The sequence below is a fragment of the Serratia rubidaea genome (assembly GCF_016026735.1).
In the GTDB taxonomy this organism is placed as follows: domain Bacteria; phylum Pseudomonadota; class Gammaproteobacteria; order Enterobacterales; family Enterobacteriaceae; genus Serratia_B; species Serratia_B rubidaea.
Window position 1 is genome coordinate 4,021,873 of record NZ_CP065640.1, and the last position, 18,627, is coordinate 4,040,499.

Annotated in this window: 21 protein-coding genes; 8 read left to right on the forward strand and 13 right to left on the reverse strand. The window is 62.4% G+C overall.

Annotated features, from left to right (window positions below):
- Positions 1 to 125 precede the first annotated feature (125 nt).
- Entirely contained in the window at positions 126 to 1,448 is a 1,323-nt protein-coding gene (locus tag I6G83_RS18880) for an aminotransferase class I/II-fold pyridoxal phosphate-dependent enzyme (protein WP_054305668.1), read from the forward strand.
- 46 nt (positions 1,449 to 1,494) lie between these two features.
- Here the strand turns inward: I6G83_RS18880 and I6G83_RS18885 are convergent, their stop codons facing one another.
- Positions 1,495 to 2,328: an alpha/beta fold hydrolase gene (locus I6G83_RS18885; protein ID WP_054305667.1), complete on the reverse strand. Its 834-nt coding sequence runs from the start codon at positions 2,326 to 2,328 to the stop codon at positions 1,495 to 1,497.
- A gap of 399 nt (positions 2,329 to 2,727) precedes the next feature.
- Between I6G83_RS18885 and I6G83_RS18890 the strand changes: the two genes are divergently transcribed.
- The 3 genes from I6G83_RS18890 (at position 2,728) to I6G83_RS18900 (ending at position 5,492) form a co-directional block, all read left to right on the forward strand.
- Entirely contained in the window at positions 2,728 to 3,705 is a 978-nt protein-coding gene (locus tag I6G83_RS18890) for a GlxA family transcriptional regulator (RefSeq protein WP_054305666.1), read from the forward strand.
- A gap of 79 nt (positions 3,706 to 3,784) precedes the next feature.
- Complete coding sequence (gene gap / locus I6G83_RS18895; RefSeq protein WP_054305665.1) at positions 3,785 to 4,795, forward strand: type I glyceraldehyde-3-phosphate dehydrogenase; 1,011 nt, start codon at positions 3,785 to 3,787, stop codon at positions 4,793 to 4,795.
- A gap of 79 nt (positions 4,796 to 4,874) precedes the next feature.
- On the forward strand, positions 4,875 to 5,492 hold the full coding sequence (locus I6G83_RS18900) for a GrpB family protein (protein WP_054305664.1): 618 nt from the start codon (positions 4,875 to 4,877) through the stop codon (positions 5,490 to 5,492).
- Here the strand turns inward: I6G83_RS18900 and I6G83_RS18905 are convergent.
- Positions 5,489 to 5,854, reverse strand: coding sequence for a MerR family transcriptional regulator (locus I6G83_RS18905; RefSeq protein ID WP_054305663.1), 366 nt, complete (start codon positions 5,852 to 5,854; stop codon positions 5,489 to 5,491). The two genes, I6G83_RS18900 and I6G83_RS18905, sit on opposite strands and share 4 nt — an antisense overlap.
- A gap of 85 nt (positions 5,855 to 5,939) precedes the next feature.
- Here I6G83_RS18905 and I6G83_RS18910 point away from each other — a divergent pair, with 85 nt between their 5' ends.
- Positions 5,940 to 6,833, forward strand: coding sequence for an alpha/beta fold hydrolase (locus I6G83_RS18910; protein WP_054305662.1), 894 nt, complete (start codon positions 5,940 to 5,942; stop codon positions 6,831 to 6,833).
- Between the two features lie 135 nt (positions 6,834 to 6,968).
- The gene (locus I6G83_RS18915; RefSeq protein WP_054305661.1) at positions 6,969 to 7,769 is read left to right on the forward strand and encodes a MetQ/NlpA family ABC transporter substrate-binding protein; all 801 of its coding nucleotides are present in this window, start codon (positions 6,969 to 6,971) and stop codon (positions 7,767 to 7,769) included.
- Positions 7,770 to 7,830: 61 nt separating this feature from the next.
- On the opposite strand, the gene I6G83_RS18920 is transcribed toward I6G83_RS18915, so the two are convergent.
- The 4 genes from I6G83_RS18920 to I6G83_RS18935 all read right to left on the reverse strand — a co-directional run bounded on the left by I6G83_RS18920 (position 7,831) and on the right by I6G83_RS18935 (position 10,959).
- The gene (locus tag I6G83_RS18920) at positions 7,831 to 9,060 is read right to left on the reverse strand and encodes an NADH:flavin oxidoreductase/NADH oxidase family protein (RefSeq protein WP_054305660.1); all 1,230 of its coding nucleotides are present in this window, start codon (positions 9,058 to 9,060) and stop codon (positions 7,831 to 7,833) included.
- A 77-nt stretch (positions 9,061 to 9,137) separates the two neighbouring features.
- On the reverse strand, positions 9,138 to 9,575 hold the full coding sequence (locus I6G83_RS18925; protein WP_054305659.1) for a MerR family transcriptional regulator: 438 nt from the start codon (positions 9,573 to 9,575) through the stop codon (positions 9,138 to 9,140).
- A 65-nt stretch (positions 9,576 to 9,640) separates the two neighbouring features.
- On the reverse strand, positions 9,641 to 10,048 hold the full coding sequence (locus I6G83_RS18930; protein ID WP_054305658.1) for a DUF2000 domain-containing protein: 408 nt from the start codon (positions 10,046 to 10,048) through the stop codon (positions 9,641 to 9,643).
- A gap of 56 nt (positions 10,049 to 10,104) precedes the next feature.
- Complete coding sequence (locus tag I6G83_RS18935) at positions 10,105 to 10,959, reverse strand: AraC family transcriptional regulator (RefSeq protein WP_054305657.1); 855 nt, start codon at positions 10,957 to 10,959, stop codon at positions 10,105 to 10,107.
- Positions 10,960 to 11,095: 136 nt separating this feature from the next.
- On the opposite strand from I6G83_RS18935, the gene I6G83_RS18940 reads away from it, so the two are divergent.
- On the forward strand, positions 11,096 to 11,701 hold the full coding sequence (locus tag I6G83_RS18940; RefSeq protein ID WP_054305656.1) for a hypothetical protein: 606 nt from the start codon (positions 11,096 to 11,098) through the stop codon (positions 11,699 to 11,701).
- A 25-nt stretch (positions 11,702 to 11,726) separates the two neighbouring features.
- Here the strand turns inward: I6G83_RS18940 and I6G83_RS18945 are convergent, their stop codons facing one another.
- A complete protein-coding gene (locus tag I6G83_RS18945; RefSeq protein ID WP_054305655.1) occupies positions 11,727 to 12,464 on the reverse strand; it encodes an SDR family oxidoreductase in 738 nt (245 codons plus the stop codon).
- A 78-nt stretch (positions 12,465 to 12,542) separates the two neighbouring features.
- The gene (locus I6G83_RS18950) at positions 12,543 to 12,983 is read right to left on the reverse strand and encodes an ester cyclase (protein ID WP_054305654.1); all 441 of its coding nucleotides are present in this window, start codon (positions 12,981 to 12,983) and stop codon (positions 12,543 to 12,545) included.
- 107 nt (positions 12,984 to 13,090) lie between these two features.
- Between I6G83_RS18950 and I6G83_RS18955 the strand changes: the two genes are divergently transcribed.
- Positions 13,091 to 14,005: a LysR family transcriptional regulator gene (locus I6G83_RS18955; RefSeq protein WP_054305653.1), complete on the forward strand. Its 915-nt coding sequence runs from the start codon at positions 13,091 to 13,093 to the stop codon at positions 14,003 to 14,005.
- Positions 14,006 to 14,032: 27 nt separating this feature from the next.
- Here I6G83_RS18955 and I6G83_RS18960 read toward each other — a convergent pair whose 3' ends face one another.
- From I6G83_RS18960 to I6G83_RS18980, 5 genes are read right to left on the reverse strand one after another with little or no spacing between them, the layout of a single operon-like run.
- Positions 14,033 to 14,806: an amino acid ABC transporter ATP-binding protein gene (locus tag I6G83_RS18960; protein ID WP_054305699.1), complete on the reverse strand. Its 774-nt coding sequence runs from the start codon at positions 14,804 to 14,806 to the stop codon at positions 14,033 to 14,035.
- Complete coding sequence (locus I6G83_RS18965; protein WP_054305652.1) at positions 14,790 to 15,701, reverse strand: amino acid ABC transporter permease; 912 nt, start codon at positions 15,699 to 15,701, stop codon at positions 14,790 to 14,792. Before I6G83_RS18965 ends, I6G83_RS18960 begins: the two co-directional genes overlap by 17 nt.
- Positions 15,702 to 15,711: 10 nt before the next feature.
- Positions 15,712 to 16,221: a GNAT family N-acetyltransferase gene (locus I6G83_RS18970; RefSeq protein ID WP_054305651.1), complete on the reverse strand. Its 510-nt coding sequence runs from the start codon at positions 16,219 to 16,221 to the stop codon at positions 15,712 to 15,714.
- Between the two features lie 10 nt (positions 16,222 to 16,231).
- Positions 16,232 to 17,170 carry an ABC transporter substrate-binding protein gene (locus I6G83_RS18975; protein ID WP_054305650.1) on the reverse strand — a complete coding sequence of 313 codons (939 nt, stop codon included), beginning with the start codon at positions 17,168 to 17,170 and terminating at the stop codon, positions 16,232 to 16,234.
- An 18-nt stretch (positions 17,171 to 17,188) separates the two neighbouring features.
- Positions 17,189 to 18,505 carry an LLM class flavin-dependent oxidoreductase gene (locus tag I6G83_RS18980; RefSeq protein ID WP_054305649.1) on the reverse strand — a complete coding sequence of 439 codons (1,317 nt, stop codon included), beginning with the start codon at positions 18,503 to 18,505 and terminating at the stop codon, positions 17,189 to 17,191.
- Between the last annotated feature and the right edge of the window lie 122 nt (positions 18,506 to 18,627).

The window sequence follows — 18,627 nt, forward strand, 5'->3', positions numbered from 1 at the left end:
TCCCGCCGGCGTGACGCGTTTTCTTTTTCTTTTCGCCAGGGTTATCGCAGACAGAGACGATAAAGAGTTCTATTTATCGTATTCATACGGGGCCGCCCCGTTAATCCGTAATCCAGGAGATTGCCATGATTTCTGTTGAAAACTTAACCCAGGACGTATCAGACGATGAGGATATTTACCGCAACACCACCGGCACCCTGCTGATGCACCTGAAGCGTTCCGGCATTCGGGACGTGGAGGTGATTGCCGAACAGATGGACGCCCTGCGCCACAGGCAGTCCCGCGAGGGCATTTACAGCTTCGACGCCTTTTCCTGCCGCGGCAGCGACGCCGCCTCCCCGGTGGCGACCTCACTGGAGGACGCGCCGCGCGACTGCTCCATCTGGTCAACCAACCTGTACCTGGGGTTAAACCGCCACCCGAAGGTGATTGCCAGCACGATCGAGGCGGTGCGGCAGATGGGCACCGGCTGTGGCACCTCGGCCATCTCCGGCGGGATGAATATTCTGCACCGGAAAATCGAGGCGACGCTGCAGCGCTGGTTCAACAAGGAAGCGGTGATGCTGTTCCCCACCGGCTTTACCGCCAATCTGGGCACGCTGGCGGCGCTGTGTCAGGAAGGCGACTGCGTGCTGATCGATGAGGAGTCCCACGCCTCGATCCGCGACGGCATCCGGCAGTCGCCGGCGCGGCGCTGGGTCACCTTTCAGCACAACGACATTGAGGATCTGGCGCGTAAACTCGGCGAGGCGCAGCAAACCTGCCGGGGAAAAACCATTGTGATTGTTGAGTCCGCCTATTCGATGAGCGGCGACATCTGCCCGCTGGCGGAGCTGGTGCAACTCAAACAGCGCTATAACTTCCTGCTGTTTGTGGATGAGGCGCACGCCTTCGGTATTTACGGCGACGGCGGCCGCGGCCTGTGCCAGCAGGCCGGCGTCACGGAGCAGGTGGACTTTATCGCCTCCACCTTTTCCAAGGCGGCGGCCTCTCTGGGCGGCTTTGTCGCCATGTCCCGCCGCTATGCCTCTTACCTGCAGTGGAGCGCCAATGCCTATGCGTTTCAGGCCTGTTTTACCCCGGCCGACGCCGCCGCGGTGCTGGCGGCGCTGGAGATTATTGAAACGGAGCCGGAGATCGGCCGTGAACTGCATGAGAAGAACCGCTATATGCGCGCTCAGCTGCAAAAGGCCGGTTTCGACCTGCGCAACAGCCAGACGCCGATTGTGCCGATCTATATTCCGGATACCAGAAAGCTGCTGAAAACCTGCTTTGAGCTGTACAAGAATGGGGTGTTTTCCGTCCCGGTCGCCCACCCGATGGTGGCGGAACATGACGGACGCATCCGTTTTATCGTCAATGCCAGACACAGCTATCAGCAGATTGACCAGACCGTCGCCCTGCTGGCCGCACTGGCCGAGAAACATGCGCTGTTCGCGCCATCCTGACTCGCGATAAAAAAAGCCGGGGAGATCCCCGGCTTATGCAAGCGGATTAACCCTGCCGGATAAATGCCAGCAGATCGGCGTTGATGGTTTCTGCCTCGGTGGTCGGCATGCCGTGCGGGAAACCGTGGTAGGTTTTCAACGTGCCGTTCGGCAACAGCTTGGCCGACAGCGGGCCGGAAATGTCATACGGCACAATCTGGTCGTCATCGCCGTGCATCACCAGCACCGGCACGGTGATGCTGCGCAGGTCGTCGCTGAAGTCGGTCTGAGAAAAGGCGACAATACCGTCATAATGCGCCTTGGCGCTGCCCATCATCCCCTGTCGCCACCAGTTGTTGATAATGCCTTCGGACGGCTTGGCGCCGGGACGGTTATAGCCGTAGAACGGCCCCGCCGGGATATCATGATAAAATTGCGCGCGGTTGGCCGCCAGCTGCGCCTGCATATCGTCAAATACCGACTTCGGCAGCCCGCCGGGATTAGCGTCGGTTTTCACCATCAGCGGCGGCACCGCGCTGATCAGCACCGCCTTGGCGACGCGGCTGTCGCCGTGGCGGGCAATGTAGTGCGCTACCTCGCCGCCGCCGGTCGAGTGGCCGATGTGCACCGCTTTCTGAATGCCGAGATGGCTGACCACCGCCGCCACGTCATCGGCGTAGTGATCCATATCATGCCCGTCCCAGACCTGGCTGGAGCGCCCGTGACCACGGCGGTCATGAGCGACGACGCGGTAGCCGTGCGCCAGGAAAAACAGCATTTGCGCATCCCAGTCATCCGCACTCAACGGCCAGCCGTGGTGGAAAAAGATAACCTGTGCGTCCTTCGGGCCCCAGTCTTTGTAGAAAATTTCGACGCCGTCTTTCGTTGTGACAAATCCCATTGCATTTCTCCCTCAGGTTTATGGTGTGAACCAGTTTCGCCAACTGCGCGGCAATGCCGGCGATGGCTCTGTTTAAGGATAGTGGCGATATGGACATTCATCACGATGCTATTCCCTATCGCTATGATTAAATGATTAGCTATTTTCAATCAAAATGGTTTAACCGGCAGAGACACCGCACGGTGTCAACATGTGCGTTAACCGCCTCAGGGCTGGCGCACGCTGCCTATGGGTTGCCTACGCCGGCCAACCACCGGCTTGTAGTGATAACCTTAAACCTGGCTTTAATGTCAATAACTTCAGCAGCGCTTCATATTAAATCACCAGCACTAGCGCTAGCCTCCCCCGTTAAACAAGCGTTATAGTGTCCTTATTCATCTTTTACAGACATTATCCGCCATGCATGATTTTCTGATTATCGTCCCCGACGGGGGCATGCTGTTTGAGGCGGCGGGCGTCGCCGATATTCTTACCCAGGCCAACCGCCTGCTGCCGCCGGATGCGCCCGGCGCCTCTTATCGGGTGACGGTTGCCACCACCCAGACGCACCGGGTAGTGCACGGCGTCTCGGGGCTGAATCTGCTGGCCGACCAGCGACTGTGCGATCTCGATCCTGCTCGCCCCTACGACACCGTGATGGTGGCCAACAAGGGCCAGTCCGACGCCGAGAACCTGAGCGTGGTGCACTGGCTGCAGCAGGCCGCGCCCCATGCCCGTCGGATCGCTTCCATCTGCGGCGGCGCGCTGCTGCTGGCGCAGGCCGGTCTGCTGGACGGCCGCCATGCCACCACCCACTGGCGGCTGCTGGATCGCCTGCAGGCGGAGTTTCCGCGGGTGACGGTCGACCACGGGCCAATCTACGTGCAGGACGGCGCGGTCTGGACGTCGGCCGGCGTCAGCTCCGGCTTCGACCTGACCCTGGCGCTGATTGAAGAAGATCACGGTTTTAGCCTGGCGCGGGATGTAGCGCAGGATCTGGTCATGTTCCTGCGGCGTCCCGGCGGACAGGCGCAGTTCAGCCGCTATCTGCTGCATCAGGCCGGCGACGGCCCGATTTGTCAGCTGCAGAGCTGGCTGGCGGAGAACCTCACCCAGCCGCTCTCCGTCACCCAGCTCGCGGAGCGCGTTGCGATGAGCCCGCGCAACTTCACCCGGGTGTTTACCCGCGCTACCGGCGTGACGCCGGCCAGATATGTTGAAGAGGTGCGGCTGAACGCCGCCAGACAGCGCCTGGAGCAGACGACGCTGGGCATTGAGCAAATCGCCGCGGATACCGGCTTCGGCAGCGGCCTCAACCTGCGCCGGGTGTTCGAGAGGAATCTGCACCTGACGCCGACCGAGTACCGGCAGCGTTTCTGCGCGCGCCATCTGTCCTGAATTGATTGTTTATTGTCATTTACGCCAAAGCGCCGCCGCACTACATTGATGACAGACATCGATAATGAAGGAGTTCATCATGGTCAACGTAGGCATCAACGGCTTCGGCAGGATCGGGCGCAACGTGCTGCGCGCGGCGCTCGGACGGACGGATTTTCAGGTGGTGGCGGTTAACGACCTCACCGACAGCCGCACCCTGGCCCATCTGCTGAAATATGATTCACTCGCCGGCACGCTTGCGGCGCAGGTCGAGGCCGCTGACGGCGGGCTGGTGGTGGACGGCCGGACGATCCGCGTGTTTTCACAGCGGGATCCGGCGGCGATCCCCTGGCGCAGCGCCGGCGTAGACGTGGTCATCGAAGCCACCGGCCTGTTCACCGAGAAAGCCAAAGCGATGGCGCATATCACCCACGGCGGCGCCAAGCGCGTGATTATCTCTGCCCCGGCCAAGGATGACGACATCACCATCGTGATGGGCGTCAATGACGCGCAGTACGATCCGGTACGGCATCAGGTGGTCAGCAACGGCAGCTGCACCACCAACGGCCTGGCGCCCGCCGCTCAGGTGCTGCATCAGACATTCGGCATTGAGCATGGCCTGATGAACACCACCCACGCCTATACCAACAGCCAGGCGCTGCACGACCAGCCGGAAAAAGATCTGCGCGGCGCGCGGGCCGCCGCCGTCTCCATCGTGCCGTACTCCAGCGGCGCCGCCAAGGCGATAGGCAAAGTGATCCCCGAGCTGGACGGCCGGATGACCGGTTATTCGCTGCGCGTTCCCGTCCCGGTGGTGTCCATCGTCGATTTAACGGTCAACCTGCAGCGCGAGGCAACGGCCGAAGACATTAATGCCGCGTTTCGCGCCGCCGCCGCGTCGGGGCCGCTGCAGGGCATTCTGGGCTACAGCGACCAGCCGCTGGTGTCGAGCGACTACCGCGGCGATCCGCGCTCTTCCATTATTGACGGGCTGTCGACGCTGGTGATTGGCGGCAAGATGGTGAAGATCCTCGCCTGGTATGATAACGAATGGGGCTTCTCCAACCGGCTGATCGATCTGGCGCTGCTGATGGAAAAACGGGGCCTGTAGTCCCTTTGCGCCGGGTTCCGGGCTATACTGACGACACCGCCGACGGCGGTGTTTTTTTGCCTTCAGCCACGGAGTCGTTATGTCTGCCTCATTTCCCCTCACCGCCGCCGAACGTGAAGCCGTGATGCACTTCGCCGACGGCGACCCTGATGAAAACCCGTGGGTCGCCGGCAAACCGCGGCAGGAAGAGATCGACGTCGTCGATTATGACCCGCGCTGGCCGCAGCGCTTCGCGCAGGAAAAAGCGCGGCTGGAGCGCGCACTGGGGCCGTACGCGCTGCATATTGAGCATGTGGGATCCACGGCGGTGCCGGCGCTGGCGGCCAAACCGATTATTGATATCGATCTGCTGGTGGCCGACCCGGCGAATGAGGCGGGCTATATACCGCCGCTGACCGCCCTGGGCTACGTCCATACCATACGCGAGCCGTCATGGTATCAGCACCGGATGCTGCGTCTGGATGCGCCGCAGATCAATCTGCACGTATTTGCCATCGGCAGCCCCGAGCACCTGCGCCACCGGCTGTTTCGCGACTGGCTGATCGACCACCCCGAAGACCGGCAGCGGTACGTCGCCAGTAAACGGCGCGCGCGGCAAGGCGTGAATACCATGACCGATTACAACCGCAACAAGCAGGAGACCGTGCGGCAGATTTACGCGAAAATTTTCGCCGCGTTGCGTAACAGCGCGGATTAAGCGCTCTTCCTCGCCGGTGCGCCGGCCAGCGTCGCCATCAGCTGCGCCCGCCGCTGTTCCAGCTCTTCAATCTGCCGTTCGATATCCGCCAGGCGTTGATACTGCAGCGCCTGAGTTTCCGGGCAGAAGGCGGCGCCCTCCACCAGCAGCATGCAGTCCGGAAACGCGCGGATCTCCGCAATGCTGAAGCCGATGGTAATCAGCCGCCGTATCTGGCGCACCTGAACGATCGCCCGTTCGGAAAAATAGCGGTAACCATTCTCGCCGCGCGCCGAGGCCACCAGCCCCTTCGCGTCGTAATGACGGATCGCCCGTACGCTGACGCCGGTTTTTTGCGCCAGCTCGCCGATTGATAACTGCATCTTTCCCCCTGAATAGCCGCTTGACTCTGACATTAATGTCAGGGTTTAGCATAGCCGGGAATCGTTATTGAGACAGGAGCTTTTTATGCCGTTATCCCTTCGTCACCTTCTTCTGGCGCTGATGCTGGCGCTGGTTTCCGCCGCACTGCCCGCCGCCGAGAAAAGCTACAGCGTCCGCGCGCCCGACGGCGTGCGCATCGCGGTGCAAGAGTCCGGCAACCCCGCCGGCCCGCCGATTATCTTTATCCATGGCCTGCTGGGCAGCCACCTGAACTGGATAAAGCAGCAGCAGGATCCGCAGCTGCAGCGCTACCGGCTGATCACCTTTGACCTGCGCGGCCACGGCCTCTCCGACAAGCCGCAGCAGGAAGCGGCCTACCGCGACGGCAAACGCTGGGCGGACGATCTGGCCGCCGTGATCGACGCGACGCAGGCCCGGCGGCCGCTGCTGGTCGGCTGGTCGCTGGGCGGCGCGGTGATCACCAACTATCTGGCGGCCTACGGCGACAAAAACCTCAGCGGCGCCGTCTACGTCGACGGCGTGGTGGAATTAACCCCCGCGCAGCTCCCCGCCCATCCGGCGGTGTACAGCGCGATGACCGATGAACGCCTGGCCACCCATCTGGACGGCGAGCGCGCCTTCCTGCGCCTGTGTTTTTATCAGCAGCCGGATCGGGAAACTTTCGAACGGCTATTGGCCAACGCGGCGCTGGCCGCCTGGCCGATGCAGCGCGCGGTGCCGACGATGACCATCCCGCTGGAACAGGGGCTGAAAAACGCCCGAGTGCCGCTGCTGTTTATCTATGGCCGGCACGATGCGCTGGTCAACCCGCAGGCCGCGCTGGCCAGGGCGCGGAGCGTCAACCCGCGCATTGAGAGCCAGATCTATGACGACTCCGGCCACGCGCCGTTTATCGAGGAAGCGCCGCGCTTTAACCGGCAGCTGGCGGCGTTTGCCGCCCGGCATAGCGCGCAATAAACGAACGGCGGCGCGCTGATCCCGGGCGCGCCGCCTGTCGGATAGCGGGAGGAGAATGATTTCAGCAAACAACTATACAGCGGGTAATGAATATCATAGTATCGGTTAACTAATTGATACCGGAGAGTATTGTTGATGAAAAAACTGCTGTTTTCGGCGTTAATCGCCACCTCCGCCGTGCTGTTATCCGCCTGTTCACCGGATAACGAACATAACGTTAAAGTGGCGATCAATACCGGCCCGGATGAAGCCATCTGGAAAGTCGTCCAGCAGGTCGCAAAAGAGAAATATGACCTGAATGTCGACGTCATCTCCTTTAACGATTACGTGCTGCCTAACGAAGCGTTAAACAATAAGGACGTCGACGCCAACGCCTTCCAGACGCTGCCTTACCTGGAGGATCAGTCGAAGGAGCGCGGCTATAAGTTTGCCGTTGTCGGCAAAACCTTCGTGTTCCCGATCGCCGCCTACTCGCACAAGATAAAAAATATCAGCGAGCTGAAAGACGGCGCCACCATTACCATCTCCAACGAGGTCACCACGCTGGGCCGCAGCCTGCTGCTGCTGCAGGCGCAGGGGCTGATTACGCTGAAGGACGGCGTTGGTTACCTGCCAAGCACCATGGACATTACCGCCAACCCGAAAAACCTGAAGATTGTTGAAGTGGATACGCCGCAGCTGGCGCGCACGCTGGACGATCCGAACGTGGCGATCTCCATTATCAACACCAACTTCTCCGCCCAGGCCGGGCTTTCCGCGGTGCGCGACGGTCTGTTTATGGAGGAGAAAGACTCGCCGTACGTCAACGCGATCGTCGCGCGTGAAGATAATAAGGACAGCAAGAAGATTCAGGAGCTGAAAGACGCCTTCCAGTCCCAGCAGGTCGCCGACAAAGCGATGGAAGTGTACAAAGGCGACGCGATTAAAGGCTGGTAACCTCTCCCCGACGAAAAGACGGCGGCGTCAGGCTGCCGTCTCTATCCTTCTCCCCCGCCAATCACTCTCTGGCGCGGATCCAGCGCCGGTAACGGCGGGCGCTCAGTGCGTTGATCACCTGCTGCGCCAGCAGCGCGCGCAGCGGTGAAACCTGCGGCGCCGGCTTTTTATCTCGGCCGAGACGACGCAGCTGGAACTTGACCAGCGCCATATTCGCCAGTGACGCCAGCGTTTTATTTTTCCAGCCGATCGGCGACAGGCTCGGCTCGCTGTGCTGCCCCTGCCGCCAGGCGCGCGGCAGCGCCGGATCCAACGCCAGCGCGGTGCCGATGCCCGCCAGCGCCACCCCGCTGTCGATAACCTGCTGCGCCACCGGCAGGCGGCGGATGCCGCCGGTCACCATCAGCGGCATCTTGGCCACCTGCTGAATCGCCGCGGCAAACTCAAGGAAATAGGCCTCGCGGGCCAGGGTGCGCCCGTCGCGCGCCGCGCCCTGCATCGCCGGCGCTTCGTAGCTGCCGCCGGACAGCTCCACCAGATCCACCGCTAACTCATTCAGCATGCCGACCACCTGCAGCGCATCATCCGCGCTGAAGCCGCCGCGTTGGAAATCGGCCGAATTCAGTTTTACCGCTACGGCAAACTGCGGCGACACCGCCGCGCGCACGGCGCGGACGATCGCCAGCAGCAGGCGGGCGCGGTTTTCCAGCGAACCGCCCCATTGGTCGGTGCGTTGATTGCTGAGGGGAGACAGGAACTGGCTAATCAGATAGCCGTGGGCGGCATGGATCTCCACGCCGGAAAATCCGGCCCGCTCCGCCAGCCGCGCGCTGGCGGCAAAACGGGCGATCGTTTCGTCGATCATCGGTTGGCTCATCGCCTGCGGCATGGCGAAGTGTTTGGACATGTTGCCCAAATCCAGCGGCACGGCGGACGGCGCCCAGGCGGTTTGCCCCAGCTCAGCCGGCATCTGCCGGCCGGGATGGTTGATCTGCAGCCAGAACTGCGCGCCGTTTGCCTGGCCGGTCTGCGCCCAGCGGGTAAAGCGCGCCAGATGACGATCGTCCTCCAGCACCACCCCGCCGGGACCGGTCATCGCCCGGCTGTCGACCATCACGTTGCCGCTAATCAACAACCCCGCGCCGCCGTCGGCCCAGGTTTGATACAGCTGCAGCAGCGAGTCAGAAGGCGCATGATCCGCATCCGCCATATTCTCTTCCATCGCGGCTTTAGCAATACGGTTGGGGATACGTGAACCATTCGGCAACACTAATTCGTCAAATACATTCATCGGCTTTACCTCGGGAGATAATAAGCCCAAAGCCTAACCTTAACGTTAAGTTTAAGGTCAAGAGCGCGATATGGCGATTAATGCTGCGGTTTAGCGTCTGCGTCCGCGACGCTCTGGGATTCAATATTCGCCAGCACCCGTTTGGCATTGTCGGCACAGTCCAGCTCTGCCGGCTTGGCCAGAATATCCGCCATCACCGTCTGCAACTGCGCCTTACTCTGCGCCAACTGCGCCTCAAGCCGTTCAATATCCCGCAGCTTGCTGGCCAAGGTGTCGATCAGCCGCTGGTGATCCCACTGGCCGGCTGTCACCGGCATCAATGCGCGCAGCTCATCCAGGCTGAAACCGGCGTTCTGCGCGGCCACGATCACCCGCAGTTCCTGCACGGCGTCCGGCGTATAGCTGCGGTAGCCGTTGGCCTGCCGCTTAACCGCCTTCAATAATCCCACCCGCTCATAGAAACGAATACGTGAGGCGTTCAACCCGGAACGTTTCGCCAGCTCGCTGATTTTCATCTTCTCTCTACGCCTCAACTCAAAAATATCGGCGGCGCCAACGGGCGCCGCCGGCCATAATAGCATCAGCCGTGCAGCGACAGCCCCTTGATTGCCTTATCTACCGCCTTTTTCGGCCCGTGCAGCGCCAGACCGACCAGGTTCAGGTTATCGGCGTCCTCGGCCAGGAACGCCTGGCGGTTGGCCTCATCGTGCCCGGTGGCGAACATGGCGTGCACATAGGGGATCAGGGTCAGTTCACGCTCCAGCCCCTTGCGGTGGCTGCTCTGCAGGCCGGCGATATCCGCCTCAAAAATCAGCATCGGCTGGCCGGCGATCGCGCCATACTGGCGGCCGTGCCCGTCCTGGTAGCGCTCGCCCAGAATCTCCGGGGCGGCGGCGGCAATCCCCGTCGCCAGAAAAGCCACCACATTCAGCCGCTGCCAGGCGGCCAGATCGTTACGTACGATAAAGGCGATTTTACTCTCAAACATGACTGCCGATACTCCGTGGGTTGCGAAAAAACGCATCATCGGCGATCGGCGCTTGGTCAGTATAGAACGTTTGTGCACTGACGCTGATAGGCCTGCGGCGACAGCCGGTAGGCGCGCTGGAACCAGCGGCCCAGATGGCTTTGATCGGCAAAGCCCACCTGCATCGCCACCTGCGCCGGCCGTTCGCCCTGCGCCAGCCGCATGCGCGCGGCGCGCAGACGCAGCCGCACCAAATAGGCATGGGGCGACAGGCCGAAGGCTTTTTTAAACTGGCGGGTCAGGCGAAAGCGGTCGATGCCGCTCTGGCTGGCCAGCTCATCCAGCCCGATATTGTCGGCCATATGTGCGTGCAGATACTCACGCAGACGGTTGATCAATACCTGCGACTCATCGCTCAGCGAGGTGGGCTTCAGCTGAATATGGCGCGCCAGCAGATCGATCAGCCGATCCAGGCTCTGGTCGCGCGCCAGCCGGCCTTCATTGTGATGCACGGCGCAGAACGCCTGGCGGATCGCCATGTTCAGGCCGGCGTCGTCGGTCAGCGTATGGCGGAACGCCCCTTCCAGCGTCGAGATATCCCCCAGCCCGCGCCGGCACATCGTCTCCGTTACCCAGCCCTGCGGCAGATACAGCATGCCGTAGGTAAAGCCCTCATCCTGCGGCGCGTGGCCGTCATGCACCGCGCCCGGTTCAATCAGGATCGCCCGCCCGGGACGGCTGGTATGCAGCGACCGGTGACAGTTGAAGCGCTGCAGACCCTGCTGGGTAACGCCAACCAGCATTTCATCATGATCGTGGGGATCGTAAGCGTGGCCGCGAAAATGGGCGTGAACGCTTTCAATACCGGTGTCGTCGTCACGCCGCAGGGTCAGCCAGTCCTCTGCAGGCGGCGCATGGTGCGTTGACGTCATGGTGCAGTTCTCCAAAGCGGGATGGCAGTAGGAATTATCATACGTCGATCCCCGGGCTTTACAAAAAAATTGAAACTCATCGCGCATTGTCGCCACTCAATGGCAGTTTATTCAGTCAGGGTTCATCAATGTGAAAATGCCACAGATCAAAAACGTCTTCAGCAACAACCGCGTCAATCAGCCGCAGCAGCAAGAAACCTCGCGCCCCATCACCGTGGCGGACCTGCTGCAGCGCGGCCACGACCAAAACGACAGAAGCGTCGATCCGACCGGTTTCCGCTCCATTCATGACCTGCGGGACTTCGCCCGCGACAACCCGCTGCCCACGACGCTGTATCGCGCGCACGTTGCCGACCGCGATGAGATCGACGTTTACGGTCTGGAGCGCTCCGAGGAAACGGATAAAAAGCACGGCGACGACTATCTGGCGGATATTATCAAACACACCGCGCGCACCGGCGGCAGCCGCGGCGGCGTGCTGTCGTTGAGCGGCTCACTGCAAACCGCCAACCGTTTCGCCGCCGGCCGCACCGTGGTGCAAATCGACGCCACCGCCTTCTCCGGCCGCTTTAAAACCACCGCGCAGATCCTGCTGGACGATGCGGACCGTCTGATGGCGGCGCAAAAAGTCTCGCCGAACACCGTCCGAAAAGCGCTGGAAAATCTGTGCGGCGAAGCGGAGTCCGAAGCCTTCTATCTGGACGGCGATATTCCCCGCAGCGCAGTGAAGCAAATCTACTGATCATCACATCGCCAGATCGTGGCGCTCAGGCAAAACCGCCGTTGACCCTGATCGTCTGCGCGTTAATCCAGCGCCCCTGTCCGCCGGCCAGAAACGCCACCACGGCGCTGATGTCCTGCGGCAGGCCCAGCCTTTCCAGCGGCGCGGCCTGCGCCAGCGCATCAATTTGCTGCTGACTTTTACCGTGCAGGAATAGTTCGGTGGCGGTCGGCCCCGGCGCCACCGCATTCACGGTAATATCCCGGCCGCGCAGCTCATTCGCCATCACCTTCACCAGCCCCTCGACGGCCAGCTTGGAGGCGATATAGGGGCCATAGCCGGGCATCGATTTGGCAATCACGCTGCTCGACAGCGCAATAATGCTGCCCCCGCTCCGCAGCTGTTCGCCGGCCGCCGCCATCATCAGAAACGCGCTGCGGGCGTTGACGCTCATCATCGCGTCAAAATCCGCCAGGCTGGCGCGGGTAATCGGCGCCATACGCATAATGCCGGCATTGATCACCACCGTATCCAGCCGGCCAAACGTACTCTGCGCGGCGCTGAACAGGTTTGTCACGACCTCCGGCGACGCGACGTCTCCCGCCACCAGAACGGTTTTCCGCCCCAGCGCGGCGATCTCCTCCGCCACCGCCTGCGCCGCCGCGCGGTCCCGGCCGAAGCCCAGCACGATATCAAAGCCGTCACGGGCCAGCGCCAACGCGATATCGCGCCCTATGCCCTTACTGGCGCCGGTCACCATGGCGCTTTTGCTCTCCACTGACATACGTATTCTCCTGTCCGGCGCCTTCGCCGGGCTGATTGGACATCGGCGACGCACCCGCGCCGCCGGCAAGCGTATTGATTATAGCGGCGGGAGCTGGCCCAGTTGCTGGTACAGCGCCAGCCAGTCTTCCATGTGCCAGGTGGCGGTGACGCGTTCGCCGTTCAGGGTGTGGAACTCGTGCAGCCGGACGCTGATGCGGCGGCCGGTCGCCGCGATACCCATCAGATCGCCCAGGTGCGTGCCGGTAATTTCAGCGCGCACCGCGGCCTTGCCCGGCTCCTGCAGCATCTCGTGAATAGTGATATGAATATCGGGAAACGCGGCGATAAACCCGATCAGCAGCGGTTTGAATCCTTCCGGCCCCGGCCCTTGTCCCGGCGCCAGCGGTATATCCTGCCAGTCGTCGGTGACCGCCTGGTTCAGCAGCTCCGGGTTTTTATCATTGAAAGCGCGGTACAGCGTTTCGACGGCGGCGCGCTCCGCCTGTAAACGTCGGGTCAGATCGTCGGTATGAGTCATGGTTGAAAGCCTTTGCAATCAGCGGTGCAGCTCACCGCCTTGCGTAGTATTCACCGTCGTGACATCATCAATCCAACAAATATCATGTATAGAGTAATATACAAAATATGAATTTTGAGGGTTTCGATCTCAATCTCCTCGCGGCGTTTAACGCGCTGATGACAGAGCGCAACGTCACCAAAGCGGCGGCGATGGCGGGCGTCAGCCAGCCGGCCATGAGCGCGGCGCTGGCGCGCCTGAGGCGGGTGTTCGATGACCCGCTGTTTATCCGCAGTGCGGAAGGCCTGCTGCCGACCGCTAAAGCACAGGGCATCGCCCCGCCGGTCGCCGAGGCGCTGGCGCGCATCCGCAGCGTTATGCAGCCCGCCGAGACCTTCGATCCGGCGGCGCAGGCGCTCAGCTTTACCCTGGGGCTGACGGAGTATCCGCTGCACATCATGCTGCCGGCGCTGAGTAAGGCGTTTGCGGCGCAGGCGCCGCACGGCACGCTGCATATCCGCGCCTTTACCGATCGGGATGAAACGGTGGCGCTGCTGGACAGCGGCAAAATTGACGTGGCGCTGAGCGTCACGCCCAGCAAGACGCAAAGCCGGATCCTGTCCGTTCCGCTGCTGAGCGATGAGTTTGTCACCCTGACGGGAAAAAACGGCGACGCGGCGCCCGGCGAGATGACCCTGCAGCGCTTTATGGCGATGAAGCACATTCTGGCGTCGCCGGAGGGCAACCGCTACGGCCTGGTGGATGAGATGCTCAGGGCGCGCGGACTGAGCCGCCAGGTGGCGCTGACGCTGCCCGGCATGTTCGCCATTCCGGCGCTGCTGCCCGGTACGGATTATGTCAGCACGCTGCTGCGCCGGGCAGCGACAGGGGCGGCCTGTCGCGACGCGCTGCTGAGCTATCCGCCGCCGCTGGCGATGCCGCCGATTGAGTTTCATCTGCTGTGGCATCAGCGTACGCAGGAGCCTGCCGCGCACCGCTGGCTCAGAACGATGATTGCCGCGGCGTGCCGGGAGATTGAGTGACGCTGCCCGGCGCACCGCGGCGCGCCGTTACAGAACTTTCGACAAAAACTGACGCGTTCGCGGGTGGCGCGGGCGGTTGAGCAGTTCATCGCCGCTGCCCTGTTCGACGATTTTACCGTCCACCATAAACACCACCTGGTCGGCCACCTCACGGGCAAAGCCAATCTCATGGGTCACCACCACCAGCGTGGTGCCGGAGCGCGCCAGCTTTTTTATCACGTCCAGCACTTCGCCCACCAGTTCCGGATCCAGCGCCGAGGTCGGTTCGTCAAACAGCATCACCCGCGGACGCAGCGCCAGCGCGCGGGCAATGGCAATACGCTGCTGCTGGCCGCCGGACAGGTGGCGTGACCAGGCGTCGGCCTTATCGCGCAGACCGACCACCTCCAGCAGTTCATACGCCTGCGCCACGGCGGCCTGACGGCTCAGCCGCCTGTGGGCCACCGGCGCTTCAATCAGGTTTTCCAGCACCGTCAGATGCGGGAACAGATTGAAATTCTGGAATACGTAGCCGACGTTGATCCGCTGTTTGAGGATCGCTTTTTCCTTCAGCTCATACAGCCGGTCGCCCTGCCGGCGATAGCCGATATAGTCGCCGTCGATCTGGATAAAGCCCTCATCTACCCGCTCCAGATGGTTGATGGCGCGCAGCAGCGTCGATTTGCCGGAGCCGGACGGCCCGAGGATCACCGTGACCGATCCCGGCGGGATTTCCAGCGACACATCGTCCAGCGCCTTGTGGCGGCCGAAGTATTTACTGACGCCGGTAATGGAAATATGACCTTCAGCTGACATGGGCAGGCTCCTGTGGGGTTGGCGTGCGCACCCGGCCGGCGGCGCGCGTCGTATTGACCGCCGAGCGGCGTTCGCTGCGCGCCAGCCCGCGCTCCACGGCATACTGGATCAGCGACAGCACGGTGGTGATCGCCAGATACCAGACCGCGCCGACCATCAGCAGCGGGATCACTTCCTGCGTGCGGTTGTAAATCATCTGGACGGTGTAGAACAGCTCCGGCATCGCCAGCACGTACACCATCGCCGTCCCCTTGGCGAGGCTGATAATCTCGTTAAAGCCGGCCGGCAGAATGGTGCGCAGCGCCTGCGGCAGGATAATGCGCACGGTGCGCCGCCACGCCGACAGCCCCAGCGCCGCGGCGGCCTCGTACTGACCGTGATCGACGCCTAAAAAGCCGCCGCGGATAATCTCGGCGCTGTAGGCGCTTTGCACCAGCGTCAGGCCGATCACCGCGGTGGAGAACTGACCGAGCACGTCGATGGTGGCGAAGCTGCCCCAACTGAGGCCGGTAAAGGGCACGCCGAACGATAAGGTGTCGTACAGGTAGGAGAAGTTATACAGGACGATCAGCACCACGATCAGCGGCAGCGAACGGAACAGCCAGATATAGCCGAACGCCAGCGTGCTGAGCAGCCAGGACGAGGAGAGCCGCGCCAGCGCCAGCATGCCGCCGACGATGACGCTTAACAGCGTGCCGATCAGCGTCAGCAGCAGCGTCTGCCCCAGCCCCGCCAGGATCGCCGGGTCGAAAAACCAGCGGGCAAACACCCGCCACTCCCAGCGCGGGTTAAAGGCCACCGACTGCACCACCGCCGCCAGCAGCAGCAGCGCGACGACGGCGCCGACGGCGCGCAGCGGATAACGCGCCGGCACCACTTTGATGGTTTCACCATTTTTCATTCATCGTTCCTTATGCAGTTTGGCGCAGCGCGGCGTGCAGCAGGGTTTTAATAAAGCGCAGCTTGCCGTCAAACGGCGGCCGGGCGTACTCTTCCGGATCGCGGCTGGGATCGAACTGCGGCGTATAGCCCTGGCTCAGGTAGAGTTTCACCGCCTCCGGCTGGCGAAAGCCGGTGGTCAGATAGATATGGCGGTAGCCCGCCATCCGCGCCCGGCGCTCCAGCTCCTGCACCACCCGGCCGGCCAGCCCCTGCTGCCGCAGCGCCCTGTCGGTCCAGATGCGTTTGATCTCGGCGGTCTGCGCGTCATACGGCTTATAGGCGCCGGTGGCGATAATCACGCCGTCGCGCTCCAGGACGATAAACAGCCCCTGCGGCGGCAGGTACCATTCCGTCAGCTCCACCTCCGTATGGCGGGAAAAGTAGTCGTCATAACGCGCGGCGTACTCGCCGAACAGCCCGCTGAGGATCGGCTGCAGTTCGGCATCTTCCGGCGATACGTCACGAAAGCGTTCGTTCATCACGGCCTCCTTAATCACCCAGCCCGGCGGGATTCAGTTCCGAGGCGGTGATGCGCTCCACGCCTTCCCCCCAACGATTAAGCACTTTGGCGTAGTCGCCGTTGTTGATCACGCCGTTCAACGCGGTCTGGACCGGCAGCGCCAGGCCGTTGCCCTTTTTCAGCGTTACGGCGATATGCGCCGCTTTCGGCCAGCCGCCGTCGACGCTGCCCGCCAGGCGGGTTTTACCGTTCAGCGCCGCCTTCCACGCGCCGGTGACGTTGGGGCCGAACCAGGCGTCCGCCCGCCCGGACTGCAGCGCCAACGTCTGCGCCGCATCGTCTCTGGTGTAGATCGGCGTAAACGGCTTCAGCCCGGCCTGCAGATTCTGCGCATTCCACGCCAGCAAAATCGCCTCCTGATTGGTGCCGGAGCCGACAATAATGCGCAGCCCGGCAATATCCGCCGCCTTCTGCAGCGAGGCGATCGGGCTGCCCGTTTTGACATAAAAGCCCAGCATATCTTTGCGGTAGGTGGCGAAATCAAACCTGGCCTTGCGCGCTTTGGTGACGGTGATATTGCTGATCGCCGCGTCATACTTGCCGGAGGCGACGCCGAGCGGCCAGTCCTCCCACGAGGTAGGCACCACGTTCAGTTCCAGCCCCAGGCTGTCGGCCACCAGGCGCGCGATATCCACCTCGCTGCCGAGCAGCGTTTTATTGTCATCGGCGAACAGCGTCAGCGGCGGCACGTTCAGCCCGGCAATGGCGACGGTCAGCTTGCCCGGCACGGCAAAGCGATGCCCCGGCGGCAGCTGCGCGATGGCGGCGGCGTTTTTCACGCTGTGGATCGGCGTTTTATTGGCGTCCAGGCTGATGCCGGCGCCGTTAATAGTGACATTCTCTGCCCGGACGGCCGGCGTCACGGCCAGCGCCAGCGCCAGCGCCAGAAGAAGCAATGATTTCTGCATAACGTTTCCCTGTATGGTTTAGCGTGCGGTGAACTGATTGGCCGGCTCCGCCAGCCCCAGGCTGTCGCGCAGCGTGCTGCCGGGATAGTCGCGTCGGAACAGGCCGCGCGCCTGCAGGATCGGCACCACCTGATCCACAAAGCGCGGGAAGGTCTCCGGCGTGCCGCCCTGAATAATAAAGCCGTCGGCGCCGTACTCGGCGAACCACTGCTGCAGGCCGTCGGCCACCTGCTCCGGCGTGCCGGCAAAGCGCGGGCGCGGCGACGCCGCCTCCAGCGCGACCTGGCGCAGCGTCAGGCCGCGTTCGCGGGCCTGGCGTTTGATCGCGTCGGTGGTGCTGCGGAAGCTGTTCTGTCCCAGCTCGCCCAGCTCCGGGAAGGGGTCATCCAGCGGATACTGGCTGAAGTCATGATGTTCAAAGTAGCGGCCCAGATAATTCAGCGCATCCGGCACCGAAACCAGCGCCGCGGTGTTCTGGTATTGCTGCTCCACCTCCTGCGCATCGCGGCCGACAATCACGCTGACGCCCTGGAAAATGTGCAGCTCATCAGCGCGGCGGCCGTGCTGCTCCAGCTGCTGTTTTACGTCGCGGTAAAACGCCTGCGCGTCGGCCAGGGTGTTATGGTGGGTAAAGATGGCGTCGGCATGGCGCGCCGCCAGTTTTTTACCGTCGTCCGAGGCGCCCGCCTGGAAGATAATCGGCCGTCCCTGCGGCGTACGGCCGATGTTCAGCGGCCCCGCCACCTGGAAGAAATCGCCGTGATGGTTCAGCGTATGCAGCTTTTGCGGGTCGAAGAAGCGGCCGCTCGCCTTGTCGCGCACAAAGGCGTCCTGTTCCCAGGAGTCCCACAGCCCTTTCACCACCTCAAGATATTCGTCGGCAATGCGATAGCGCAGGGCATGCTCCGGGTGCTGGGTGCGGGAAAAGTTTTTTGCCGATCCTTCCAGCGGCGACGTCACCACGTTCCAGCCGGCGCGGCCGCCGCTAAGGTGATCGAGGCTGGCGAACTGACGCGCGGCGGTAAAGGGCTCGCTGTACGAGGTAGAGAGCGTGCCGACCAGCCCCAGATTACGGGTGACGCTCGCCAGCGCCGACAGCACGGTCAGCGGTTCAAAACGGTTAAGAAAGTGCGGGATCGATTTTTCATTGATGTACAAACCGTCGGCGACGAAGAGAAAGTCAAACTTGCCCTCTTCCGCCTTCAGCGCCGTGGCTTTGGCAAACTCAAAATTAATGCTGGCGTCGGCGCTCACCGCCGGGTGACGCCAGGCGGACATATTGCCGGCGGCGCCGTGCAGCATCGTGCCCAGACGCAGCTGTCGTGGTGCGGACATAGTGTTCCCCTTAATTAACATTGGTGCAGCGCTTGTTCCGCCCGGGCGCCAAAGTCGCGGGCGGCAGGCTCGCTAAAAGTGTTCAGGATTAAACGATGAATGAGGCAGACCGCGCGGGCCGG